This window comes from Drancourtella sp. An12 (assembly GCF_002160935.1).
Classification (GTDB): Bacteria; Bacillota; Clostridia; order Lachnospirales; family Lachnospiraceae; genus Sellimonas; species Sellimonas catena.
The window spans coordinates 388,689-414,473 of the sequence record NZ_NFLO01000001.1; the positions used below are offsets into that span (position 1 = coordinate 388,689).

Genomic DNA, 25,785 nt, shown 5'->3' on the forward strand with positions numbered 1-25,785 from the left:
AGGAAAATCACCAGAACAGAAAGGAACGAGTATGAAAATAGGAATTGCAAATGACCACGCATCTGTAGAGATGAAACAGCAGGTTGTGGCATATTTAAAAGAAAAAGGATATGATGTAGTAAATTATGGTACAGACTCCACTGAGAGCTGTGATTATCCGGTCTATGGTGAGAAAATCGGACATGCGGTGGTATCCGGGGAAGTGGATTTTGGAATCGCGATCTGCGGTACCGGACTTGGAATTTCCCTTGCGGCAAACAAGGTCCACGGAATCCGGGCTGCCGTCTGCAGCGAACCGTACACCGCCAGACTGTCAAGACAGCATAACGATGCAAATGTTCTTGCGTTTGGTTCCCGTGTAATTGGAATTGAACTTGCTAAGATGATTATCGACGAATTTCTTGGCGCTGAATTCGAAGGAGGCCGCCACCAGAGAAGAGTCGATATGATCATGGATGTAGAAAGAAGAGAGTCCAAACTGGATTAATCAAAAAGGAGGAAAAAAAGATGTATGCAGTATTTGATGAAACTCTTGTAACCGGAAATGAGATGATTGACGCTCAGCACAAGGAGCTGATCGGAAAGATCGCAGACCTGGAAGAAGCCTGCGAGACACACAGAGACAAGGCGACAGCAGTGAAGCTTCTTAATTACCTTGCTGACTACACAGATTTCCACTTTGCAGCGGAAGAAAAGCTTCAGGAAGAGATCGCTTATCCGGGGCTGGAAGAGCACAAGGCAAAACACGAGGAATTCAAGCATGCGGTAGAAGATCTGCATGAAATGCTGGAAGAAGAGGAAGGCCCGACAGATGCGTTTGTCAAAGCGCTCAATGAGACCGTGACAGACTGGCTGTTCCGCCATATCAAGGGATTTGACCGCTCCGTGGCCGAATACAAAAACATGAGACAGAACAGTGAAAATTTATAAAAATAACTATTGTATATTCAGATTTAGCGTGTTAGAATAAACGCGTATGGAAAGCAGATATTCGTAAAGTTCTCCATGCAAATATTTTCTTAGCGGCCGGAGGCTGCATTATTGATTGAGTTAGAAGCTCAAATTTTATAAGTTGGTTACTTTATAACCGGTGTGCAACAGCATACACAACTTGTGAAACGGTCAATAAGAGTAGTAAAAGTAAAAATATTTGCTATATAGACTCTACGCCAATATCTGTCTGAATATGCGATAAAACTGTATATGTATCCGCACAGTTTCTTTGACTGTGCGGAAAGAAGATAGAGAAGACACAAGTAAATGGTATGTATGCCGTCTGCCTGTGTCTTTTTGTTTTGCGGAAAACTTTCTCTCAGAAGGAGTTCCGACCTGGATCAGGGCAGGCATATCAATACGTAAGGGAGTAAGTGGAAATGGAGATGTTATCACAGAAGAGAGCGCCGATCTACGAGGCGCTGGAACGGTTCCGGAAAATGAGAATCGTGCCGTTTGATGTTCCGGGACACAAACACGGACGGGGGAACCCGGAACTGGTGGAGCTTTTGGGAAGCAAGTGTGTCGGTATTGACGTCAATTCGATGAAGCCGCTTGACAATCTCTGCCACCCGGTTTCTGTCATCAAGGAGGCGGAAGAGCTGGCAGCGGATGCATTTGGAGCGGCGCATGCCTTTCTGATGGTCGGCGGGACGACATCGGCAGTGCAGAGCATGGTGCTGTCCTGCTGTAAAAAGGGCGACAAGATTATTCTGCCGAGGAATGTCCACCGCAGCGTCATCAATGCGCTTGTGCTCTGCGGAGCAAAGCCGGTATATGTGAATCCGGATGTGGATCATCATCTGGGGATTTCTCTTGGAATGAAGGTATCCCAGGTGGAAAAGGTTATCCGGGAGAATCCGGACGCGGTGGCAGTGTTTGTGAATAATCCGACCTACTACGGTATCTGTTCGGATCTGCGCACGATCGTAAAGCTTGCCCATGAATACAATATGCTCGTACTTGCCGACGAGGCACATGGAACCCATTTTTATTTTGGAGACGGACTTCCGGTTTCTGCCATGGAAGCGGGAGCGGATATGGCGTCGGTCAGTATGCATAAATCCGGCGGAAGCCTGACGCAGAGTTCCTTCCTTCTGACAGGACCGAATGTCAATGCAGGATATGTGCGCCAGATCATCAATCTGACCCAGACGACAAGTGCGTCCTATCTGCTTCTTTCAAGCCTCGATATTTCCAGGAGGAATCTGGCGCTTCGCGGGAAAGAAGCATTCGCAAAGGTGGCGGAGCTTGCCGAGTATGCGAGAAAAGAGATCAACCAGGTCGGAGGATACTATGCGTTTGCAGGAGAGATGAAAAACGGAAGCAGCGTGTTTGATTTCGATCCGACCAAACTTTCGGTACATACGCTGGACATCGGCCTTGCGGGGATCGAGGTATACGACATTCTGCGGGATGAATATGATATTCAGATTGAATTCGGGGATCTTGGAAATATTCTGGCATACCTTTCCATCGGAGACAGGAAGCAGGAAGTGGAGCGGCTTGTCAGTGCCCTTGCGGACATTAAGAGACGGTATCAGAAAGACAAGACAGGAATGCTTTCACAGGAATATATTCCGCCGAAAGTTGTGATGACTCCGCAGGAATCCTTCTATGCAGAGAAAGAATCCCTCCCTCTGGAAGAGACGAGAGGACGGATCTGCAGCGAGTTTGTGATGTGCTACCCTCCGGGAATCCCGATTCTCGCACCGGGTGAGGAGATCACCGATGAGATTATTGACTATATTGTCTATGCCAAGGAAAAAGGATGTTCCATGACCGGGCCGGAGGATGAGAAGATCGAGCGGCTCAACGTACTGAAGGAGGAATAAAAAATGGAAATGTGGTTTTCAGATGAACATACGGACCATGCCAGACTGTCCCTTCGTGTGGAACGGCAGCTGTTCAGTGCCGAGAGCGAGTTCCAGCGGATCGATGTGCTGGAATCGACGGAATTCGGCAAGGTTCTTGTGGTGGACGGAGATCTGATGCTGACGGAAAAGGACGAATTCATCTATCATGAGATGATTACCCATGTACCGATGGCAGTCCACCCGGATGTGAAAAAGGTGCTCGTTATCGGCGGAGGCGACGGAGGCGTTGTCCGGGAGCTGATTAAATACGAGACGATCGAGACCATCGATGTGGTGGAGATTGATCCGCTTCTTGTAGAGGTCTGCCGGAAATATATCCCGGAGATCGCCTGCAGCCTGACGGACCCGAGGGTGGCAATCTACCATGAGGACGGCCTGCGGTTTATCCGTTCCCGAACCGATGAATACGATCTGATTATCATCGATTCCCCGAATCCGTTCGGACCGGGCGAAGGATTGTTTACAAAGGAATTTTACGGAAACTGTTATAATGCCCTTCATGAAGACGGAATCATGATCAATCAGAACGAGAGTCCGTTCTATGCAGAAGAAGCGTACCAGTGCCAGCGGATGCACAAGCGGATTGTGGAAACCTTTCCGATCTGCCGGGTGTACCAGGCACACATTCCATCCTACCCGTCCGGACACTGGCTTTTCGGATTTGCGTCAAAACGGTATCATCCGCTGGATGACTTAAACGGCGTAGCATGGAAACTTCGGGGAATCAGCACGAGATATTATGCACCGAGGCTTCACGCGGGTGTGTTTGCCCTTCCGGTGTATGTGGAGGAACTGTTAAAAGATGTTGAAGAAAAACGTAATTAATTTTATCGGATGTGATGCGGAATATGAGGATGCCAAGGTCGTCCTCTACGGTGCGCCGTTTGACTCTACCACATCCTACCGTCCTGGAACGAGATTTGCCGGACAGGCCATCCGGAATGAGTCTTACGGACTTGAGACATACAGTCCGTATCAGGACAAAGATCTTCTGGACTGCCATGTCTTTGACAGCGGTGATCTGGAACTTGCCATCGGGGATTCCGAAAAGGTGCTTGCTGCCATTGAGGAGCGTGCAGGTGAAATTTTAAAGGACGGAAAACTTCCGTTTCTGATCGGAGGAGAGCATCTTGTGACCCTTGGAAGCATCCGGGCCGTGGCAGGGCAGTACCCGGATCTTCATATCATCCATCTGGATGCCCACACGGATCTGAGAGAGGACTATCTGGGTGTGAAACTTTCCCACGCCTGCGTCATCCGGCGCTGCTGGGAGATTTTGGGAGACGGAAGGATCCATCAGTTCGGAATCCGCTCCGGGGAAAAGGAAGAGTTTTCCTGGGCGGCAGAGGGACATACAAACCTGCATCCCTTTGATCTGGAAGGGCTGGAAGAAACGATCGAAAACCTGAAAGGGAAGCCGGTTTATTTTACGGTGGACCTGGATGTCCTGGATCCGTCGGTATTTCCGGGGACAGGAACGCCGGAACCGGGCGGAGTCGATTATATAACGCTGCAGAGGGCAGTGACCGCTGTCTGCAGCAATGTGAACCTTGTAGGGTGTGACGTCAATGAGCTGTGCCCGCCGTATGATGCAAGCGGGGTGTCCACAGCCGTGGCATGTAAAATTATCAGAGAAATGCTGCTGGCAATCGGCAGGTAAAAGTAGAAGGAGGAACTTATCATGGGAAAAGTACTTGTAATCGGATGCGGCGGTGTCGCAGGAGTAGCAATTCAGAAATGTGCGCAGAATGACGCGGTGTTTGACGAGATCTGCATTGCAAGCCGTACAGTATCCAAGTGTGACGCGCTGAAAGAAAAACTGGAAGGAAAGACAAAAGCAAAAATCACAACCGCGCAGGTGGATGCGGACAACGTGCCGGAACTTGTGGAGCTGATCAAGAAGGTACAGCCGGATGTCGTGCTGAACCTGGCGCTTCCGTATCAGGATCTGACGATCATGGATGCCTGCCTGGAAACCGGCGTACACTATGTGGACACAGCAAACTATGAGCCGGAAGATACGGCAAAGTTTGAATATAAATGGCAGTGGGCGTACCGCGAAAAATATGAAAAAGCAGGAATCACAGCCCTGCTTGGAAGTGGATTCGATCCGGGCGTGACAAGCGTTTTTTCCGCTTATGCGCTGAAACACTATTTTGACGAAATTAACTACATCGATATTCTGGACTGCAACGGCGGAGATCATGGATACCCGTTCGCAACCAACTTTAACCCGGAGATCAATATCCGGGAAGTGTCCGCAAAAGGCTCCTACTGGGAGGATGGACACTGGGTAGAAACCGAGCCGATGGAAATCAAAAGAGAGTATGATTTCCCGGAAGTAGGAAAGAAGGATATGTACCTTCTGCACCATGAAGAGATCGAGTCTCTGGCACTCAACATCCCGGGCATCAAGAGAATCCGTTTCTTCATGACATTCGGACAGAGCTACCTGACTCACCTGAAATGTCTGGAAAATGTAGGAATGACATCCATCGAGCCGATCATGTACGAAGGAAAAGAGATCGTACCGCTTCAGTTCTTAAAGGCTGTCCTTCCGGATCCGTCCACTCTGGGACCGAGAACAAAAGGAAAGACCAATATCGGATGTATCTTTATCGGAAAGAAAGACGGAAAAGAGAAGAAACTCTACATTTACAATACGTGCGATCATCAGGAATGCTACAAGGAAGTAGGTTCCCAGGCGGTTGCCTACACAACAGGTGTTCCAGCCATGATCGGTGCGATGCTTGTGATGAACGGTACCTGGCAGAAACCGGGCGTCTTCAATATGGAAGAGTTTGATCCGGATCCGTTCATGGATGCACTGAACAAATGGGGACTGCCGTGGAAGATCTGTGAGAACCCGGAACTGGTAGATTAGGGCGCGGCCATGAGAAAAGAAGAACTTCGCACGCCGTGCTATATTGTACAGAAAGAAAAGCTGGAAGCGAATCTGCGGGTATTAAAGCAGCTTCGCGAGGAGACCGGGTGCCGGATCCTGCTGGCCCAGAAGGCATTTTCCATGTATTCACTGTACCCGCTCATCGGGGAATACCTGGACGGGACGACGGCCAGCGGGCTTTATGAGGCCAGACTGGGGGCGGAGGAGATGGGGAAGGAAAACCACATCTTCTCCCCTGCTTACCGGGAGGAAGAGTTTGACGAGATTCTTTCCCTCTGCGGACATATTGTTCTGAATTCCCCGGCCCAGATCCGAAAATATAAAGACCGGGTGAAAAAAGCAGGGAAAAGTCCGGGAATCCGGGTAAACCCACAGTGCTCCACCCAGGAGGGACATGCCATTTACGATCCATGTGCGCCGGGATCACGCCTTGGAACAGTGAAGGAACAGTTGACGGAAGAACTGATGGACGGTATTGAAGGCATTCATTTCCATACGCTCTGCGAGCAGAATTCCGATGATCTGGAAGTGACGCTGCGGGCGGTGGAGGAGCAGTTCGGGGCGTGGCTTCCAAAGATGAAGTGGATCAATTTTGGCGGCGGCCACCATATTACAAGAAGCGATTATGACATTAAACGGTTAAAGCGGTGCATCTGCCATATGCAGGAAACATACGGACTGGAAGTCTATCTGGAACCGGGGGAGGCCGTCGCGCTGAATGCGGGGACGCTTCTGACGGAGGTGCTGGAGACAATGGAAAACGGCATCCGGATCGCCATTCTGGACACTTCCGCAGCATGCCATATGCCGGATGTACTGGAAATGCCGTACCGTCCGCCGCTGAAAGATGCAGGCCTTCCGGATGAGAAGCCTTACACATTCCGTCTTGCCGGCCCGACCTGTCTTGCGGGAGATGTGATCGGTGATTATTCTTTTGACCATCCGATCGCACCAGGGGAATGGCTGGAATTTCAGGATATGGCAATCTATACGATGGTAAAAAACAATACCTTTAACGGGATGAAACTTCCGGATATCGTATTGGAAGATCAGGGAGACTATCAGATCATCCGAAGCTTTGGATACGACGAATTTAAACGTAGACTCTAAAAAATAATAGACATAGTGTTGCATTTCAAGTCTTTTTATATTATAGTGAAAGAAGAAAAAGAGGAGGATGCCGGCATGACAGGACAGAAAGTGGATAAAAGAGTTGCGAGAACCAAGACAAGATTAAAAGAAGGTCTGGCAGATCTGATGACGGAAAAAAGTATTCAGGAGATTACGGTAAAAGAGCTTGTGGCCCATGTCCACATCAACCGTTCTACTTTTTATCTGCACTACTCTGATATTTCCAACATGCTTGAAAATGTGAAGCAGGAGCTGATAGAGGAGATTGCCGAAGTGATGGAAACTTATCCGCCGGAACCATTTTCCGAGCAGAGTGTTCTGTTTATGAAGGACATCTTCTTTTCTCTCGGGAGAAACCGCAAACTGTATCGATCTCTTATGGGAGAAAACGGGGATCCGGCCTTTGTTCAGGAGGTAGAGGATCTTGTCGGAGAGAAGTGCCTGACCGGACTGAAGCGCCAGTTCCCGAATGAGATGAATGTATTGAAATATTCCTACCGGTTTTGTCTGTCAGGCTGTGTCGGGCTCATCCGCTACTGGCTCCAGAAAGATCCGGAGGAATCGGAAACGCCGGAAGAGATGGCAGATATTGCATTCCGCTTTATTATGAGCGTGATCCGCGATACGCACCCAAGAGTCCGGAGATAACAGGGGGGACGAAGATGCAGATTGAGACGTTGAAACAGGCGGGAGCCATTTATCTGGAACAGATCCAGGAAGGATTTGATCAGTGCGACTGGGTAGAATTCACACTGGATGCCGGGGAAGCTGTGGATAAACTGTCCGCAGAATGGGAGGCATGTGGAAAAGAGAATGCCTGGGCGGACTTTTATTACTTCACTCTTCCCGATGAGGCGAAGGAAAAGATCAGGGAAAGCCTGACGGAAGAGGAAAACAGGTACCTAAAAGAGCTGGAAGCGGAGGAAGACGGCATCATTTTTCCGCTGGAGGAACGGCTTCTGAGGCTGCTTGCGAAGCTGAATGAGACCGAGATGCTCTTTTCCACCTTTTACTTTACTAATCCGGCAAGCACCTGGTGGGGAAATTACCGGAAAAACTATGTGGTGTTCCGGGAAAAGAAATGAAAAAGCAGCGATGAGAGTGAATAGAAAAAACAGATAAGGAAAGGACATGGAGCATTTTCCGGCTCCATGTCCTTTCTGTCTGTGACTCTTTATTCTTCTTCCGGTTCTTTTTCGACCTTTGATACAAGTGCGGACTGGATTCTTCTTCTGGAGATCGCATCTACGTGGATGTGAATATCCCCGACATCCAGATCGACAGTTGTACCATCTTTCGGGATCGTCTTCAGGTTGCTGAACACCATTCCGCCAAGTGTGGTATAGTCGGAAGATTCCGGGAGATCGATGTCCAGTTCTTTTGCGATGTCATCGACATCTGCGGTTCCGGTGACTCTCCAGAGATTTTCTTTGAGCTGTTCGATCTCCGCCGGTTCGTTTTCATCAAATTCATCGTAGATATTTCCAAAGATTTCTTCCACCAGGTCTTCCAGCGTTACAATACCGGAAGTATCGCCGTACTCGTCAACCACGATTGCAATGTGCAGTTTCTGCTTCTGCATATCACGGAAGAGCGTGGATGCATGAACCGTTTCCGGGATAAAGTATGCCGGACGCAGAAGTTTACGGATGTTCGTTTTCTCACCGTTGGCGCGGGAAAGCAGGAATGTACGCGCATTAAGTACGCCGATAATGTCGTGGAGATCATTCTGGTATACAGGGTAACGGGAAGTACCGGATTCCGTAATAAGCTGCGTGATTTCTTCATCGGTAGCATCCGCTGAGATGGCGATGATCTCAGATTCATGTGTCATACAGTTCCGGACAATGGTGTCATTAAATTCCAGCACATTCTGGATCCATTCTTTCTCATCGCTGTCAATTGATCCATTCTCTTCTCCGAGCTCTACCATGAGACGAATCTCATCCTCCGTTACGGTCTCTTCTTCCGCTTCCGTCTTCATACCAAACATCTTCAGTACAAGATTGGTAGAAAGAGAAAGAAAGGCAACTGCCGGCTTCATAATCAGAGCAACAAAAGAAACTACACGATAGACAAATTTTGCTACAGCAAAGGATTTCTGCATGGCAATCCGTTTTGGAACCAGTTCACCGAAAATCAGTGTGAAATAGGAAAGAATAATGGTGATCACGATAACGGAGAGTGTATCCAGTACTGAGACCGGGAGAGAATGAAATCCCAGGTCTTTGTATACCCAGTCTACCAGATAGCCGGAAAAGTTGTCCGCGGCAAACGCACTGCCGAGGAATCCTGCCAATGTAATTCCGATCTGGATGGTTGAGAGAAATCCGGAAGGCTCTTCCACCAGTTTCAGAAGACGGGCACAGGTTTTATCGCCGTCCTCCGCCGATTTCCGAAGTTTGGAGGCATTCAGTGAGATCACTGCGATCTCCGCCGCCGCAAAAAATGCATTTAAAAAGATAAGAATGACCTGCAGCAAAAGCTGGGGTAATATAGAATTCATAAATCAGTTCTCCTTTATTCATCATATTATTTGTAAAAATGTAAAAGCTTCAAATGCCGGTAAAATACAGGCGCTGTCATAGCCGAAGCCGGATAAAAAAACACAAAAAGGCATAGCCTGTTGTTTCATGAAACGACAGACTATACCTCATATCCGGATTTATGTTCATTTTTACAAAATTATGATGCTCAGAATCACCGTCGCTTGAGTCGTCCATAAAAATGTAATACATCCTTTCTGAAAATAATCATCTGTTACTGACAGATGTCGAGATGATTATATAGGATGGCGGTGAAAATGTCAATAGCGCAGTCTGAGAGTTCTCATACGACGCGTATCCGGAACCGGTTCAGGTTCAGGCATCAGGAAACCCGACCGGACATTTCATAGACCTTTTCGGCAGCCGCCATGGTGGACTCGCGGTGGGAGACGATGACGATTGTTTTGTCCCGGCCCAGATCTTTGAGAGATCTCAGAATGATGCTTTCGTTGAGGGAATCCAGGTTGCTGGTCGGCTCGTCCAGAAGGATGAGCGGAGCATCGTGGAGAAAGGCTCTTGCCACCCCGATCCTCTGCTTTTCTCCGCCGGAGAGAGTATCTCCGAGTTCTCCGACCATGGTGTCATATCCATTCGGAAGGCTCATGATAAACTCATGGAGAGATGCCTTTTTCGCGGCTTCCTCGATTTCAGCCCGGGACGCGCCCGGCTTTGCGACCGCGATATTGTTGGCAATGGAATCGTGGAAGAGGCTTGTCTCCTGAGTTACATAACTTTCCATATCCCGGAGATCCTTCGTGTTGATCGAAGCAATCTTTCGTCCGTCGATCTGGATGGAACCGCTGTCCGTATCATAAAAGCGCATCAGAAGTTTGAGAAGCGTGGATTTTCCGGAACCGCTCTTTCCATGCAGACCGATCCGGCTTCCCTTTGGAATGGAAATGGAATAATCGGAGAGGATCTGTTCCTCCTCGTACGCAAAGGAAAGATTCTGACATTCGACAGACCCGAATTCAGACGGTTCTTTTCCGGTGACTTCTTCAATTTCCGGTTCTTCTTCCAGAAGAGACAGAACACGTTCGCCGCTTGCAAGTGTCTGCATCAGATTATTGGAAAGTCCGGACAGCGCCACGACCGGGCCAAAGGAGCCCATCATCAGAATCGTACACAGAAAAGCGCCTTCCATATCCATCCGGCCTTCCATGCACATCCATGCGCATAAGAAGAGCATCCCGAAAGAGAAGAACAGGATCAGAAGACTTGTCAGTCCTCTCTGTTTTCCTTCCAGTTCTTTCATCACAGTCTGTTTCCGGTTGAGTTCCTTGCTCCGCGCTTCCAGTTCTTCCATCCGTTTTTTACCGCAGCCGTACTGGATTGTCTCATCCAGTCCCCGAAGGCTGTCCAGAACAAAACTGTTCAGCTCACCGAATTCATTCCGGAATGCCATTCCGGATCCGGCACCTTTCCGTGAATTCCACACCGGAATGAGAACGCCGACTGCCACATAGCCGCACAGCGCAAAGATTCCTGCCGGGATGCTGTAGCGGAAGAAAAAAACTTCCATGATCAGGCAGGTCAGCACGGCAATGGCAATCGGTGAAATGGTGTGGGCATAAAACACTTCCAGAAGTTCAATGTCCGTCGTCAGGATGGAAATCAGATTTCCTTTATCCTTCCCGTCCAGCTTTGCCGGACAGAGACGGCGGAGGGCGGCAAAGACCTTATGACGGATCAGCGCCAGCAGCTTGAACGCGATATAGTGGTTGCATGCCTGTTCACCGTAGTGGAGAATGCCTCTGAGAATGGCAGCAGCCCCAAGACAGAGAAACAGAAATCTCAGTGAAAATCCGCCCGTCAGGCCGGAAAGCTTCAGAATTCCGGCGCCGGCCATGACCGTAAGGAAAATAGCGCACAGATAGCCGGCTACGCCCAGGAGGATGGCCGCAAGCATGACATGGAGCAGAGGACGTACCAGTCCGATCAGCTGTCCCATGATTTTGATTCCGCTTCGTCGTTTCATGATTCAATCCCCCTTATTCTGCATAAATCCTGCTGTTTTTTGAACATGGCCGCATAACTGCCGTTTTGCAGCATCAGTTCTTCGTGTGTGCCGCTCTCGGAGATTTCCCCTTTTTCCATCATGTAGATGCAGTCGGATGCCGTCACATTGGCCAGACGGTGGGAAATAAAGAGAATGGTCTTTGTCTTTGCGAGTTCCCGGACCACTTCCATGATCTGGTCTTCGCTTTCTACATCAATATTCGACGCCGCTTCGTCGAGAATGTACATTGGCGTATCATGGAGAAGGGCTCTTGCAATGGCAAGACGCTGTCTCTGACCGCCGGAGAAATTGCTTCCCTGCTCCTCAAGCACCGTATCCAGTCCGTTCTGGTTTTCCAGAAATTCCAGAAGACGCACTTTCTGAAGCGCATCTTTCATCTCGGAATCGGACGCATCAGGATTTCCCATCCGGAGATTGTCCCGGACCGTTCCTTTAAAGAGATAACTGTTGTGGCGGATCAAGGTGACGGCATGCATCAGATTCTCCTCACGGATTTCGGATACCGGAATTCCGTTGATCCGGATCCGGCCGCGGAAGTTCCGGATCTTCCCGGTCAGAAGAGCGGCGGCAGTACTTTTTCCACAGCCGGAGATGCCGACAAGGGAGATAAAGCTGCCTGCCGGAATGGTCAGGGAAATATCCTTTAATACCGGCTTTTCTTTTTCATAGGAAAATTCTACGTGGTCAAAGGATGCCTGTACCGGACCGGCCTCCAGATGTTTTATTCCGCCCTGTCCTTCTTCCAGATCCAGAATCCGGAAAATCTTGTCACTTGCCGACATTCCGTTCATGGCAATGTGGAAGAAAGAACCAAGGAGTCGGAGAGGAATGAAAAATTCCGATGCCAGAAGGATAATGGTAAATGCTCCGGCAAAGCTGACGTGTCCGTCCGCGTATTCCAGTACGGTGACGATCATTCCGATGGCCGCGCCGCCGTAGGCGACAAGATCCATCACACTGACAGAATTCAGCTGCATGGTCAGTACCTTCATGGTAATCTTGCGGAAGCGCTCGGCCTCCTCGTCCATCTCACAGGATTTCATTCCGTCTGCCTGATAGATTTTCAGAGTTGTCAGTCCCTGCAGATTTTCCAGAAAACTGTCGCCGAGCTCCGTGTAGATTCCCCAGTATTTATTCAGCAGTTTTTTGGCGAATTTCTGCACCGCCACAATGGATACCGGAATCAGCGGCACACAGATCAGAAGAATGAGGCTTGCCTTGAGGCTGACAGGCGCCAGCACAAGAAACAGTGTGACCGGAGCCAGAAGGCTGTAAAACAGCTGCGGAAGATATTTTCCATAGTAGATCTCCAGCTGTTCCACCCCTTCGGTGGTTACCTGTACGACCTCGGAAGTCGGTACCTTTTCTTTATACGATGCACCGATCCGCAGAAGTTTTTCATAAATCTGACGGCGCAGTACAAGTTTGACATCGGAACTTGCCTTTCCTGAAGCGATGGCGGCCATTTTTTCGCAGCCAAAGCGGACAAGAAGCGAAAGAACCGCAATGACGGCGGTCCGGGTCCAAATTCCCTGATTCAGTGTGCCGTCCATCAGACTTTGCAGAAACGTGCCTGCCGCAAAGATAGCCGCAATCTGAAACAAAAGAGCGATCCACTGCCAGAGAATATTCTGGATAATATATTTTTCAGATCCCTTCAAAAGCTTCATGAGCCTTGTCTTGATCATATCATTGTTCTCCTTTTAGTTTTTTTTCTTTCATCGAGCAGATCATGTGATCCACTGCCATAACGGGATGGTGCAGCAGCATCCTTGGACCGGAAAACCGCATGACTTCCCGGATCCGTTCCCGCATTTCCGGGCGGTAGCAATGCACGCGGCAGTTGCTGCAAAAGGTTTTTGATTCCATGAACGGACAATGGTCCGAGCGAAGGTGCGAGTAGGAACGAAGCTCCAGACATTCCGGGCAGAGCTGTTCCTTTGCTGTATGATGCTTTTTACGGCAGTAGAGAGCGATCATCAGATCGACGACCTGCTTTTCACGCTCTCTTTTGTCTGCCGTGCTGAGATTCTTCCTCATGACTGCTCACCCTGCGGGATAGTACGGATTTTTGTAAAAAAGTAGGTGTATTTAAAGAGGATCAGGAAAACGATGAAAAGTCTGCCCGGCAGATTTGACATCATGTACATGGCGATCAGAAGCATGGCAGAAGCCGGAAGCAGAATACAGAGCTTCGTCTTCAACGTCATGGCCCGTTCCTTTACAAAACTGTCCAGATGATTCTGGTACAGACGTGTTCCCATAAACCAGCGGTGGAACCGTTCGGAGCCTTTTGCAAAACAAAAAGAGGCTACCAGAAGAAACGGTGTGGTCGGCAGTACCGGAAGTACGACGCCCACAGCGCCGAGAGCGAGTGACAAAAAGGCTGCGATCAGCCACAAAAAGCGAAAAGGATTTCGTTTCATAAATACCTCCTGATTTACTTAGTGGATAGTCTCGACTAACTTGCGAACCTATCCTAGCATAGGAGGCAACAGGATTTCAAGCAAAAAAATGTTCCGGGGACGGAACATTTTGGAAAAGGATCTGGAAAACAGTCTGTTTTCTGCGGATCCTGATTGTTCCGCCCCTGGAACAAAGGGCTGTTTATTTAAAAATCATGATCATTCGAGCGCGGCTCTTTGGCATATGCACCGGCCCGACAGAGCAGGTAAACTCCATCTCCACACTGGCCTGCAGGATTCGCTCCTCCTCCCGGTAAAAGAAATCCAGAGGCTGGATCGGAAAGACAAATGCATCCTCCCGGCGTCCGCATGGCCGGGAAACGCCGTGGATGAGACAGGAGAGGCTGTCCACCTGCCCACGCATCCGCATACCGCGGACACGGGAATCCTGTTCCACCTCCCGGATTTTCAAAAAGACCTCGCCTTTTCCTTCCTGAATCCGGAGCAGCCCGGGATGGAAAAAACCCTGATCCGCCATGGAAAGCTGTGCTTCTTCTTTCCCTGATTTGTAGATAGAAAAGGCGAATTCGTACTCCCCGTCCGGAAGCTGGAAGCAGAGCCGGTCTCCCGGAATTTCAGTAACAGATTTCAGGGAAGCAAAGAAAATGGAAAGACGGTGCCGGGAATACAGTTTTTTTCGGGTGTCCGTCGAAAGCGCACAGACAGTCCGTCTGGCTTCCGCTTCTAACAGGTCACCCTGCAGAAAAATCTCCGACTGTAACCATTCTTTCATCTGGTCAACTTCCTGCCGGAGAGCACGGGCTGTCTTTTCGCCGTCAGGGGATAACATTGTTTTCCCAGGTTCCGCCACGTAGCCCATCTCAAAAAAGGCACCCAATGTCCGGCTGAACGTGGATTTGGCAACACCGCAGGCTTTTGCAGCCGCAGTTACGGACAGGGGATGAGTTTTCCTGTCATATAAAAACAGCAGATATTTGATTTTCTCTTCTGTAAGATTTTTGGCCATGCCGTCTCACCTCATTTGGTTAGCAATATCTAACCAAAACAGTAGCATTGAAACAACCGGATGTCAATTCTTTTTTGCCCGAAAGCAACATACTGTGGACTATGACATCATTACAAGCCGGGCCACAGCAATCGGATCATCCTCAGAGAAGCCCTGAGCACAGTATAAAATCGTGTGGACATAGTCTGCCTCCAAAGACAGTGCAAGTGCGATCTCTTCTACAGATTTTCCTTCTCCATAGACAGAAAGAACCTGTTGAACATCAGAAATGGTTCTGGCAAGCGCCGGATCCTGAGTCTCATCTGAACTAGCGGATGGAATTTCGTCTTCAGGGAGCATGAAATCTTCCAGTTTCAGCTCTTTATTCTCCTCGTTTTCCTTGTAATATTCTTCGGACAGCTCCCAGTCCGTCATATCAAATGAATTTTCTTTGTCAGCCATGGAAAAACCTCCTTTAAAAATAGGTGACTTTATTGTAATATGAACAACAGAAGAGTGCAAGGAAAAGAGGCGATACGATGAGGTATTACATTGCGGACTGCCACTTTTTCCATCGGGGACTGAATGAAAAGATGGACAAGAGAGGCTTTGCGGATGCGGAAGAGATGAATGAATATATGATCCAGAAATGGAACAAGAAAGTACGGCCGAAAGATGAAGTTGTCATTCTGGGAGATTTCTCCATGGAAAAAGGAGAACGGACTAATGAGATTCTGCGGAGACTTCACGGAAGGCTGTATCTGATCGAAGGAAATCACGATTATTATCTGAAGGATTCCGACTTTGAACGAGAACGTTTCGTATGGATCCGGCCTTACGCGGAGATGAAAGACAACAAACGGAAAGTTGTTCTCTGCCATTATCCGGTTTTCTGCTATCACGGACAGTACCGGAAAGATCAGGAAGGAAACGCGCGTACCTACATGATGTACGGCCATGTCCATGACAGCTTTGATGAAGTACTGGTATCCCGATTTGTCCGGGAAACTGGGGAGACAAAAAGGGTCAATATGTACACAAAAGAGGAGGAGACGATTCCGTGCAACATGCTGAACTGCTTCTGCATGTATTCCGACTACGAACCTCTCTCTCTGGACGAATGGATAGAACATAACAGAAACAGGAGGGCAAAACAGGGAGGCAGCGAGGAAACCGCACAAGGGGATGGCGCGCCGGAAAAAAGAATGGTATAGTAAATGAGGAAGACAACGAAAATCAAGCGATCAGAAAGCAGCAGACGGAGGAAAAAAACGATGCGCAAAGAAGCAGCTTTAAAGATGTGGTGGGAACTGTACGAAGCAGCCTGCCGGATAGAAGAATTGAAACCATGGGAGTACCTGACAAAGGATCAGTATGTCGTTATTCAGTTAAAAGATGAGAAAGAACCGATCTTTCTCCGTATCCTTGGAAACGGACAGGGAGAGGAAAAAGAGATCCAGATTTATCCTGGCTTCAAAGGATGGCAGGATCTGACCATGATTGCGGAATTGGGAACCGGACTGGAAGAATATCTTTCCGAAGATTATGCCATGTCGGACCGCCGCACTTTGATCTGCAGATATGGAAAGAAGTCAGACATGATGTATTCACAGCAGGAGATTTCAAAAGCACTGAATCTTCCGATGGCAAAAGAAGAGATGTGGCCGAATTTTATTTCCTACCGTTCCAGATACATTCCGTTTTCACCGGATCAGGACGAGGTGCTTATGATGACAGAAGCCATCCGAAACCTGTTCATGTGCATCCGGGCGCTGGAAGAAAAGAAGCTTCCAATGAAGTGGGAAGAAAATGAACGGCTCTGCCGGATTTTTAATGCCGAGACCGGACTCTGGAACATGTTCCCGGCAAAGATTCCGAAACAGACCCGGCCATACATGGGAATGCAGATTCAGAAAGAAGAATTAAAAGAAGAACTGAAAAATACTCCGGAAAAAGAGCAGAATGTTCAGATTGATTTTTACTATACTCATATCGCAGAAAGCGACGAAGAGGCGGGAAGACCGAGAAATCCATTTCTGTTCGTTGCGGCGGACGAAAAGACCGGAAAAATCATAACCCGGTATTTCCTCAAACCGGAGGAGACAGAGCTGTCTGTGGTATCCAATTTCCTCTTAAGCCATCTGAAACAGCAGGGAAGAATGAGAAAGATCACTTCCGGAAATCCGTGGATCATCAAGGCGCTGGAACAGATCTGCCAGGAGCTGGGGATTGAGACGGAATTAGGAAGAACGGAAGTGCTTGAGGAACTGATGAAGAAGATTGAAAACCGGATGTAGGAGATACAGATGAAAACATTTCAGATAAAATTGGCGGAAAAGAAAACAAAACCACCGGTATGGAAGCGGTGTATTGTGCCGGGAGGCATTACCTTTTCACAGCTTGCCGTGATTCTGGAGGCAATAGCGGAGACAGAAGTTTCAGAACAGTATGAATTTGAATTTTACCAGGCCGGAATTCAGTTAAGAGAGTGGAGAGAGGGCGAACAGGCAGTCAGAAGATATAATTTTGATTACTGGTGTTCTTCTGATACTTATATTGACGATCTCATGGGGAGGGAACCATGGTTTACATTCCGGACAGGAAAAGAAAAGGAATATCGTGTTACGATTGAAAAATGTGTCACGGACGAGAAACCATATCCATATATTCTAAAACAAAAAGAAAGTCCGGACAGCAGGACATGGATGGACGTGGAGAAAGCGAATCAGGAGCTTCGCGGACAGTTTCAGGTGACTTATGGAGATCCGGATTACCGGACATTTGACGAGTTGAAACAAGAGATGAAAACGGGTAGTTTCGGACTCAGGGGAGCAGAAAAACCTGTGAGCCGTACAGAACGCAATGAGAAATCCTCAGAGACAAAGCTGCGGGAGTTTGCGGATCTTTTGCAGAAGCATCTTGCAGAAAACAGGAATGCGCAGGAACGATATACACGAAATCCTGAGATGGCAGAAATTATGTCCTCCTGGACGAAAGAAGAACTTAAAAGTCTGGCAGAAGACCTGGAATTAAAAGGATATCATTCTTTAAAAAAGGATATTCTGGTCGGCAAAATCAAGGAAGAACTTTTGAAGCCGTCTGTGATGGAGAGACAGATGATGATGTTCAGTGATGAGGAAATTGCTGCATTTGAAAGCGTACTGAAAACAACGGGATATTACCCGGTCAGAAAAGATCTGGAATTGCTGGAGGGATTTTATAATCTGGCCTATGTGGGAATTTATAATGACAATTTCGCCGCAGTTCCGGATGAGGTAAAGAAAATATACAAAAAGGTTAATACACCAAAATTCCGGAAAAAGAGGAAGACAGAAATGCTGCGGGAAAAGTAAGAAGGGATAAAGAAGAGAAATAGAGGCGTATTGTACAGGTGGCACACCGAAGTCAATACGCCTTTTCTGCTTTATTTGATGACAAATGCGGCTGGAAACATCAGCACTTTTCTCAGGGTCATGCTATGTTCTTCTTTCTTATAAGAATAAGACACCGGAAACCAGACAGGTGTAGACATTCTACACAAATTTAGCGAAAAGAATGGAATAAGTCAGAAGGCTATTATATAATTTACCTTTAGGGAAAATGCTTTGGGATTGTGTCAGAAAATAACTCAGAAAAGGGGATTGTCATGAAAGTATTAGTGATACCAGATGTTCACCTGAAACCATATTTGTTTACTCAGGCGTCATCCATTCTGGAGAGCGGTGCTGCCGACCAGGCGGTCTGCCTGATGGATATTCCGGACGACTGGGGACAGGAACATCATATTGAACGATATGTAGAAACGTATGATGCTGCGATCGCATTTGCAAAGAAGTATCCGGACACACTCTGGGCCTATGGAAATCACGATCTGTGTTATATGTGGAACGAACGGGAAAGTGGATACAGTGTAGCGGCTGCCTGGACAGTAAGAGAAAAGCTGATGGAGCTAAGACGTGCACTGCCGGAAGGAAACGAGATCCGGTACATTCAGAAGATTGACCAGGTGCTGTTCTGCCATGGCGGCGTCCGGGACGAATTTGTAAAGGGAACGGTAGAAGCGGAAAAGTATGATGACGTGGACGAAGTGGTGCGCACGATCAATGAGTTTCACCACGACCTGATGTGGAATGATATCTCTCCGATCTGGTACAGACCGCAGTATTCCAGCTGGAAAATGTACGGGGAGGATCAGGTGCTTCAGGTGGTTGGGCACACTCCGGTAGAAGCGATCTACAGAAGAGGAAATGTGATATCGTGTGATGTCTTTTCCACATACCGGGACGGAAGCCCGATCGGATCCCGGGAATTTCCAATTATCGATACAAAGACATGGGAATTTCATGGAGTAAAACATTGACTGCACGCAGCGTGCAGGACTAATGTAGGAGCAGGACGAAAGTGTACCAGGTGTCTGGAAGTTCTGAACTCCCTGAACGGGCGGGGAAACAAAGGATAAAGGAGAGAGAAAAAGTGACAAATCTTATGAGAAAGATGAACGCAAAAAAAGTAACGGCAGTCATCGTACTGCTCGTAGTCATGATTTTGTCTATGACAGTCGTTTCAAAAGTGGCAGGTGATCCGGAAAATCATAGGAAGACGATCGAATCATTGGATGAAAAGAAGGAAGATGTTCTGAAACTGACAGCAACATCCGCAGCGGCATCGACAGCTCTCGCCGCCATTCCTGGTGATGCGACAACACCGGTGGCAAATAAGCTGGCGGATCTGACATCGTATTTTCTGATTATTTTGATGGTAGTCTTTCTGGAAAAATATCTGGTTACCCTGACCGGCTATGCCGCATTTACCATTTTGATTCCGATTGCATGCGTATTGCTTGCTGCCGGAATCTGTGCAAATAAGGCGGTGCTGAAAATGCTGGCAGCAAAAATCGCACTGTTTGCTGCCGTGATCTTTCTTGTGATTCCATTCAGCATGAAGGTCTCTTCTATTATAGAAGAGACGTATGAGGTGTCTATGGAAGCAACGGTGAAAGAGGCAGAAGATCTCACAGATGAAATCAATGAGAATACGGATTCCGAAGGAAATATCATCGAGAAAGCACTGTCAAAGATCAAGGATGGAGTAACCGGCCTGCTGGATAAAGGGGAACAACTCCTGAATCAGTTTATTGAGACGATTGCCGTCATGCTGGTAACATCCTGCCTGATTCCGATTCTCGTACTTGTCTTTATGCTCTGGTTCATAAAGATGCTGTTCGGAATCCAGATCAATGTGCCAAAAGATATGCCAAAACGGATCGCGTCAAAAGTCCCGGGACAGAAAAAAGTGGCTGCAAAACTGCAGGATAAAGCCGGTGTTCCAGAAGAGACAGACGGAAGGACGGATGTATAGTTATGAGGGAAGAGAAAAATTCGTTAATTACAGCAGAATATTATCCTAGAATAAGACGAGATGACATTATAAAAGACTGTAAGTATACATTGTCTTTAAGGAATTCGGAATCATATGGGACTGGATTTGCAATAGCAGCGGCATCAATTATAAAGGAAGTAACCGGGCCCCAAAACCAAGAAGGATTATATAGATGTGTATTCCCGGAAGGGGTTTCAGGAAATCTGGCAGCATTTAAAGACGGATCTGGCTTTTTGGGGACGATCATGGATGATCATGGTATTACAGGACAGGCAAGATGGATACCTGCAGAAGGACAATCCATTCAGTTCGCAATGGATCCAGTGACGATAGCGGTTGCGGTAGCAATAGCCGGGATTAATAAAAAATTAGATTCGATTCAGAAAGTACAAGAAGAAATTCTTCAGTTTCTACATCAGGACAAAGAATCTGAATTAGAAGGAGCGGTAAACTCCTTGTCCGATATTTTAGAGCAATACAAGTATAATAGTGCAAATGAATTATGGAAAGGCAGTCAATTGACGGTTGTTTCTGCAATTAAGGGAAAAGCAGAACATAATATCATTTTTTACAGAAAAGAGATTACCAAAGTATTGGAAAATCAGAAGCAGTTCTCTGGTGACCGGCAGATTGATAAGATTCAAAAAAAGCTAAATCACAATTTTAAATATTATCAGTTGGGGACTTATCTTTATGCATATGCGTCATTTCTGGAAGTCATGCTTGGAGGAAATTTTGAAAAAGAATTTCTCGAACATACGGAACAGAAGATGAAAGAGTATTCCTTACAGTACAGGTTTGATTACTCGGAGTGTTATGAACGGCTTGAAAGTGTTTCCAGATCATCTATACAAACAAAAATATTCGGAGGGATTGGAACAGCAGGTAGGACTGCCGGAGAAATGATATCTAAAATTCCCGTACTAAGCAAAGGACCTGTAGACGAGGCTTTGGTTGCGGCAGGAAGAAATTTGAAAAAAATCAGCGACAGTCATACAGATAAAGTAATGCAGGAATTTCGGAATAATCGGGAAGTTGGAATACAGCTGTTTATAGAAAGTCTGGATCGCATTAATACTCTGAGCAATCAGTCAGTAGAAATACTCTTCGATCAAAACGAATTGTTTATCTGTCAAAAATAGAATAAGGAAAAGCAAACGGACGTGTTGAGTGAAATCAATACGTCCATTTTTTTGGAAAAAGTTGCCTCACCGTAGTCAGTATGGTGGTTTGGTCCTAATCGCCACCTTGCGGAAAATGCATTCGCGAAAAAAACACGGCCTGTTTTGAGGAAGTGTTTTGCTGTCGATTTGCCATGTGAAAAGAAATGTTGACGGCACGCAACGTGCAATTTTAAGCTATAAAGGAGAGGTGGAACGATGAAAGAAATGACATTGAGGGAAGTGTGTGAAAGTGCAAATGTCTCAAGACGCGCTGTTCAGGGATACGAGAAAGCAGGACTGGTTTCCGCGTCAGGCAAGAATACATACGGATATCTTTTATATGATACAGATTCACAGGAACGGATCAAACGCATTAAACTGTATCAGGATTTGGGACTGAAAATAAAGGAGATCAAGGAAATCATTGATGCCCCGAATCCGGTACTGAAAAAGATTTTGGAAGAACGGATCGTAAAAATGGAGGAAGAAAAAGAGCGGATTGATGATCTGGTCGATAAAGTAAAACAATTGATTGCAACACTTTCGTAAACAAAACAGTTTTGACAGCAGATCCACTTCCCGTGGTGTTGAAATCTGAAATGATAAAGAGGGAAAAGGGAAAATTTAATGTGTTATCTGACGGCGGGTACAAGGATAATCGTGGAAATCCGGATTACGAAACCGTAGAATTTGATGACGATTCACAAATACCTTTAGGAGGTTTGGAATATGAAGGAGAAAGTAAAGATATTTACCATTTTTGCTATTATACTTAGCATGACAGGATGCCTTGCCGGATGTGGCAGCGGCGAAACAGCCAATAATCCCGGCAGCAGAGCCATAAAGAAGAAGATTAATATAAAGGATATTGCCTGGAATGTTGATGAAGGTATCGTTGGAGGTGAGCGCTATGTCCTTCTTAGCTACACGAACGATACGCAATGTACAATAACGAACTTTGAAATTATATTTAATGAAAAGGATGGTATCACCGAAGAAGAAAAATCAGACTTCTATTCAGATATTCAAAAGAAGTTTGAACTAAGCGATGAAGATATGGATGATCTCAAAAGCAGATCGATTTCAATGCACGCAGAAACAGACAGGGTTGTGAAACCAGGCGAATCCATTTCAAATGTAAATTGTTATTATTACGGCGGTTCTTTTTATCTGAAAGATATAAACCACTATAACTTGGTTGAGCCTGATATTGCTACCATTAAGTACTTGGAGGAGGATAAAATTTTTACGGTATATTATGATTACGGTTCAAAGAAATATTCTACCGAAGAAAAAACAGAGATAGCATATCAATGGTCACAAACAGATCTTGGCAGCAAAATTCCGAAACCGGATGTGAAAGTGGTAAAAAGCAGCATAGATGATGAAACGAGCTTTATGTTTGATGCATACGGCTTGACGTTAGAGCAATTTAATGCGTATGTCGACGAATGTAAAGAACTTGGATATACAGATGAGTCGAATAACTATGAAGGATCCTATACTGCTGATAATGCAGAAGGTTATAATGTCCATTTATATTACGATGAAAGGGATCATTCGATGAGTGTCACTATCAGTGCACCCAAAACAGAAAGCGAATAGTCTAAAATAAGTGAATCTATGAAATCGGGGCGGTGATGCGAAGTTATCATCGCCCTGATTAATTAAGTTATTTTATAAATATTATCTTGTTATAATTCTTAGCGGGGAGAGACAGATGATAAATTCTGGAAGCAAATTTTTAGAGAAATATTCAATGAAGGTTTGAAGATGGTTGATGCAAAACATGATATAATGAGTAAAACTGGTATTTGTGTCAAAAATATTCAATGAAATGGGGCGATAAAGGGAAATTAGGAGAGACGGCTATTTAGAGGCTCTAATTAACCGAATGCATAATCATCTGATTGAACTTGTGACAGGAATCAGAAGATCGGGGAAATCTTAGAAGTGTTATATTTTGCCGTATGAGGTTCGCCTTTTAAGTAAATTCGATATAATAAAATGTGAAATCACAAGTAGTTTCCGGAAGAGAAATCTCAGGTGATCATATTATTCGATATGCAAACAAAGAAACACAAAATAAATACATTATGTATTTATTTCGCACATAATCTGTGCTATATTAAACTCGAACAGGAGGAATCTGAGATGAAAGATATATATTTGACCCGTTATTCTGTTAAGGGAATTAAAACACTGGATCAGCTGATTTCATTGTCGTTTTACAAAAAAACGATTTCAAAGAATCCGAATACACAGGAATATAATATTAAGGGAATATATGGTATGAACGGTTCCGGCAAGTCCGGTATTATAACTTCTGTTGAGATATTAAGAAATCTGCTCATTGATCCTGGATATCTGAATAACCCAATTGCACAGAAAAATTTGGATGCAATTATTAATAAGGGAACAGAAGAGCTGTTTATAGAGGCTGAATATATGGTAAATTTGAAAGAGAGCCCCCTGCTTTTCCGATATAGCGTGACACTTACAAGAGATACCTCTGGAAAATATGCAGTCACTCACGAATGTTTATTCGGCAAAAAAGCAACTTCAAGAAATGATTCTATGGATATTGTTTATGAAGTGTCCGGCGGTGAAATTGTGTTTATTTCCGGAATAAATGAGCATAGTAAATTTTCAGCTGATATTCAGAGCAAAACTATGAATTTGCTGGAAACGGCTACTATGTGCGCTTTGTTTTATGAGAAATTTTTACTTTCGGCGATAAAAAATCAAGAGCACCATCAGGGCAATCTTTGGATTGGATTATGCCTGTTGTATTTCTTTGGCAAGGAATTACATGTATATTTAGATCAGTCTGATGATCATAGGAATTATGTTGCTCAGATTTCTTTGGAACATTATGATGACAGTGAAAAATATAAAAATGAAATCGATACAGTGTTGAGCCGTTTCCTTAAAATGAATAATGATTATCTCAATGTGCTTTCGGCTTCGGGCAACATCGTATCCAAACAAATGTATATTAATTTTGAAAAAGATGTCCATAAATTGTATGATTTTCTGCATATATTCAAATCAGACCTGCAGGGAATCGAGATTGACAAAAAGGAAAATCACAATCTCTGGGTTTGTGATTTAATTATGGAGTATTCGTCGTACAGGATTCATGCAGAATACGAAAGCACCGGTATAAAAAAACTGATTCGATTATTTGCTTATATAAAAGAAATGGTGGAAGGAGGAATCGTTTTTATTGACGAATTTGATTCCAACCTTCATGATGTTTATTTATGTGCGCTTCTGGAATATCTGATGGAATACGGGGAAGGGCAGCTATGTTTTACGACTCACAATGTAGGTCCGATGGATATTCTGAAACAGCGGAAAAAATCGATAGACTTTTTGTCTGAGAACCACCAGATTTATTCATGGAAAACAAATGGAAATTATTCGCCATCCAGGCTATATCGAAATGGAATGATCGAAGGTTCTCCATTTAATGTAGATTCCATTGACTTTATAGGTGTATTTGGTTCAGGTGGGGAGGACGAATAATGGGGCTTCAGCTGATTTTTGTTGTTGAAACAAACAAGAAATGTAATTCGGACTGGATATATATTAAGGACACGGTAGAACATTTTTATGAATAGATCGTACACAGGTGAAGTTTAGTCCTGTGTATATGGATGGGAAAGGAAAGTATAAAAGTCCGAAAAATCCAGAGTATGAGTTCATGGTTCAATGGTCGGAAAATACAAGAGCAGATCAACGGACAATTGAGGAGATTAATCGGTAGCTGAACCGGTATTATGGTTACATAGGTTTTAGATAACAGGATAAAAGAGGAGAATGAACAATGATTGCACCGAGAAAAATACGTTTTGAAGCAGGAAAAAGAAGAAATGAAAACTTTGCATTTCGTACTTATTTGAAATGCAATGCGGAGGAAGACAAATTGGATGAGCAATTTCAAAAATTGCATCAGGAGTTATTCAGAAATTATGACTGTAGCAGGTGCAGAAATTGCTGTAAGATGTATCGTGGCAGTATACCGAAAGAAGACCTGGAGCAGGACGCAGGAGTACTTGGGCTTACAAAGGAAGAACTCATAGAAAAATATCTGGAGAAAAGTGAAACGGAAGATGGATATGAAACAAAACATGTACCTTGTGATTTTCTGGATCAGAATGGGGACTGCAGATTAGGGAGTTGTAAACCGCAGAGTTGTAAAACTTTTCCCTATACAGATCAGCCGGAACGGCTTTACAGTTTGCTCAGCGTGTTAGACGTGATTGAAGTTTGCCCGGTGGCATTTGAGATTTTTGAAAGGTTGAAAAAAGAATATGGGTGGAAGTATCAGAGGTAGAAGTTTGCAGGAAAAGGG

General features: G+C 45.7%; 26 protein-coding genes. 19 read left to right on the forward strand and 7 right to left on the reverse strand.

Translation table 11 applies throughout. The features are described from left to right. Positions 1 to 31 precede the first annotated feature (31 nt). The 9 genes from rpiB (at position 32) to B5E64_RS01950 (ending at position 7,991) form a co-directional block, all read left to right on the forward strand. Positions 32 to 487: a ribose 5-phosphate isomerase B gene (gene rpiB, locus B5E64_RS01910; protein ID WP_087166821.1), complete on the forward strand. Its 456-nt coding sequence runs from the start codon at positions 32 to 34 to the stop codon at positions 485 to 487. 20 nt (positions 488 to 507) lie between these two features. Continuing rightward, positions 508 to 930: a hemerythrin family protein gene (locus tag B5E64_RS01915; protein ID WP_087166822.1), complete on the forward strand. Its 423-nt coding sequence runs from the start codon at positions 508 to 510 to the stop codon at positions 928 to 930. Positions 931 to 1,373: 443 nt separating this feature from the next. Further along, positions 1,374 to 2,828: an aminotransferase class I/II-fold pyridoxal phosphate-dependent enzyme gene (locus tag B5E64_RS01920; protein ID WP_087166823.1), complete on the forward strand. Its 1,455-nt coding sequence runs from the start codon at positions 1,374 to 1,376 to the stop codon at positions 2,826 to 2,828. 3 nt (positions 2,829 to 2,831) lie between these two features. Then, positions 2,832 to 3,695 carry a polyamine aminopropyltransferase gene (gene speE, locus B5E64_RS01925; protein WP_087166935.1) on the forward strand — a complete coding sequence of 288 codons (864 nt, stop codon included), beginning with the start codon at positions 2,832 to 2,834 and terminating at the stop codon, positions 3,693 to 3,695. After that, the gene (gene speB, locus B5E64_RS01930) at positions 3,673 to 4,530 is read left to right on the forward strand and encodes an agmatinase (RefSeq protein ID WP_087166824.1); all 858 of its coding nucleotides are present in this window, start codon (positions 3,673 to 3,675) and stop codon (positions 4,528 to 4,530) included. The genes speE and speB overlap by 23 nt, the downstream gene beginning before the upstream one ends. Positions 4,531 to 4,551: 21 nt before the next feature. Next, positions 4,552 to 5,754, forward strand: coding sequence for a saccharopine dehydrogenase family protein (locus tag B5E64_RS01935; protein WP_087166825.1), 1,203 nt, complete (start codon positions 4,552 to 4,554; stop codon positions 5,752 to 5,754). A 9-nt stretch (positions 5,755 to 5,763) separates the two neighbouring features. Next, positions 5,764 to 6,885, forward strand: a complete 1,122-nt coding sequence (gene nspC, locus B5E64_RS01940; protein WP_087166826.1) for a carboxynorspermidine decarboxylase — start codon at positions 5,764 to 5,766, stop codon at positions 6,883 to 6,885. A 75-nt stretch (positions 6,886 to 6,960) separates the two neighbouring features. After that, a complete protein-coding gene (locus B5E64_RS01945) occupies positions 6,961 to 7,554 on the forward strand; it encodes a TetR-like C-terminal domain-containing protein (RefSeq protein ID WP_087166827.1) in 594 nt (197 codons plus the stop codon). A gap of 14 nt (positions 7,555 to 7,568) precedes the next feature. Continuing rightward, positions 7,569 to 7,991: a hypothetical protein gene (locus B5E64_RS01950; RefSeq protein WP_118636757.1), complete on the forward strand. Its 423-nt coding sequence runs from the start codon at positions 7,569 to 7,571 to the stop codon at positions 7,989 to 7,991. Between the two features lie 89 nt (positions 7,992 to 8,080). Here B5E64_RS01950 and B5E64_RS01955 read toward each other — a convergent pair whose 3' ends face one another. The 7 genes from B5E64_RS01955 to B5E64_RS01985 all read right to left on the reverse strand — a co-directional run bounded on the left by B5E64_RS01955 (position 8,081) and on the right by B5E64_RS01985 (position 15,345). Beyond that, positions 8,081 to 9,412, reverse strand: a complete 1,332-nt coding sequence (locus B5E64_RS01955; protein WP_087166828.1) for a hemolysin family protein — start codon at positions 9,410 to 9,412, stop codon at positions 8,081 to 8,083. A gap of 362 nt (positions 9,413 to 9,774) precedes the next feature. Beyond that, positions 9,775 to 11,430: an ABC transporter ATP-binding protein gene (locus tag B5E64_RS01960; RefSeq protein ID WP_087166829.1), complete on the reverse strand. Its 1,656-nt coding sequence runs from the start codon at positions 11,428 to 11,430 to the stop codon at positions 9,775 to 9,777. Then, the gene (locus B5E64_RS01965) at positions 11,427 to 13,160 is read right to left on the reverse strand and encodes an ABC transporter ATP-binding protein/permease (protein ID WP_087166830.1); all 1,734 of its coding nucleotides are present in this window, start codon (positions 13,158 to 13,160) and stop codon (positions 11,427 to 11,429) included. The genes B5E64_RS01960 and B5E64_RS01965 overlap by 4 nt, the downstream gene beginning before the upstream one ends. A gap of 1 nt (position 13,161) precedes the next feature. Beyond that, on the reverse strand, positions 13,162 to 13,512 hold the full coding sequence (locus B5E64_RS01970; protein ID WP_087166831.1) for a nitrous oxide-stimulated promoter family protein: 351 nt from the start codon (positions 13,510 to 13,512) through the stop codon (positions 13,162 to 13,164). After that, positions 13,509 to 13,898 carry a YbaN family protein gene (locus tag B5E64_RS01975; RefSeq protein ID WP_087166832.1) on the reverse strand — a complete coding sequence of 130 codons (390 nt, stop codon included), beginning with the start codon at positions 13,896 to 13,898 and terminating at the stop codon, positions 13,509 to 13,511. The genes B5E64_RS01970 and B5E64_RS01975 overlap by 4 nt, the downstream gene beginning before the upstream one ends. 181 nt (positions 13,899 to 14,079) lie before the next feature. Next, positions 14,080 to 14,904, reverse strand: a complete 825-nt coding sequence (locus B5E64_RS01980) for a hypothetical protein (RefSeq protein ID WP_087166833.1) — start codon at positions 14,902 to 14,904, stop codon at positions 14,080 to 14,082. Positions 14,905 to 15,003: 99 nt separating this feature from the next. After that, entirely contained in the window at positions 15,004 to 15,345 is a 342-nt protein-coding gene (locus B5E64_RS01985; protein WP_087166834.1) for a hypothetical protein, read from the reverse strand. Positions 15,346 to 15,422: 77 nt separating this feature from the next. Here B5E64_RS01985 and B5E64_RS01990 point away from each other — a divergent pair, with 77 nt between their 5' ends. The 10 genes from B5E64_RS01990 to B5E64_RS02035 all read left to right on the forward strand — a co-directional run bounded on the left by B5E64_RS01990 (position 15,423) and on the right by B5E64_RS02035 (position 25,767). Beyond that, positions 15,423 to 16,097 (forward strand): metallophosphoesterase, encoded by a 675-nt coding sequence (locus B5E64_RS01990; RefSeq protein WP_087166835.1) that lies wholly within the window; start codon positions 15,423 to 15,425, stop codon positions 16,095 to 16,097. A gap of 60 nt (positions 16,098 to 16,157) precedes the next feature. Then, positions 16,158 to 17,180, forward strand: a complete 1,023-nt coding sequence (locus tag B5E64_RS01995; RefSeq protein WP_087166836.1) for a hypothetical protein — start codon at positions 16,158 to 16,160, stop codon at positions 17,178 to 17,180. A 9-nt stretch (positions 17,181 to 17,189) separates the two neighbouring features. After that, a complete protein-coding gene (locus B5E64_RS02000; RefSeq protein WP_087166837.1) occupies positions 17,190 to 18,236 on the forward strand; it encodes a hypothetical protein in 1,047 nt (348 codons plus the stop codon). A 293-nt stretch (positions 18,237 to 18,529) separates the two neighbouring features. Further along, entirely contained in the window at positions 18,530 to 19,243 is a 714-nt protein-coding gene (locus B5E64_RS02005; RefSeq protein WP_087166838.1) for a metallophosphoesterase, read from the forward strand. Positions 19,244 to 19,377: 134 nt separating this feature from the next. Beyond that, positions 19,378 to 20,241 carry a hypothetical protein gene (locus B5E64_RS02010; RefSeq protein ID WP_242960057.1) on the forward strand — a complete coding sequence of 288 codons (864 nt, stop codon included), beginning with the start codon at positions 19,378 to 19,380 and terminating at the stop codon, positions 20,239 to 20,241. 2 nt (positions 20,242 to 20,243) lie between these two features. Next, complete coding sequence (locus B5E64_RS02015; protein WP_087166839.1) at positions 20,244 to 21,404, forward strand: hypothetical protein; 1,161 nt, start codon at positions 20,244 to 20,246, stop codon at positions 21,402 to 21,404. Positions 21,405 to 21,641: 237 nt separating this feature from the next. Continuing rightward, on the forward strand, positions 21,642 to 21,974 hold the full coding sequence (locus B5E64_RS02020; RefSeq protein ID WP_087166840.1) for a MerR family transcriptional regulator: 333 nt from the start codon (positions 21,642 to 21,644) through the stop codon (positions 21,972 to 21,974). A 180-nt stretch (positions 21,975 to 22,154) separates the two neighbouring features. After that, positions 22,155 to 23,030 carry a DUF6591 domain-containing protein gene (locus tag B5E64_RS17940; protein ID WP_087166841.1) on the forward strand — a complete coding sequence of 292 codons (876 nt, stop codon included), beginning with the start codon at positions 22,155 to 22,157 and terminating at the stop codon, positions 23,028 to 23,030. Positions 23,031 to 23,579: 549 nt separating this feature from the next. Beyond that, positions 23,580 to 24,956, forward strand: coding sequence for an AAA family ATPase (locus B5E64_RS02030; protein WP_162610115.1), 1,377 nt, complete (start codon positions 23,580 to 23,582; stop codon positions 24,954 to 24,956). 301 nt (positions 24,957 to 25,257) lie between these two features. Then, positions 25,258 to 25,767, forward strand: a complete 510-nt coding sequence (locus B5E64_RS02035; RefSeq protein ID WP_087166843.1) for a YkgJ family cysteine cluster protein — start codon at positions 25,258 to 25,260, stop codon at positions 25,765 to 25,767. The last annotated feature ends 18 nt before the right edge of the window (positions 25,768 to 25,785 follow it).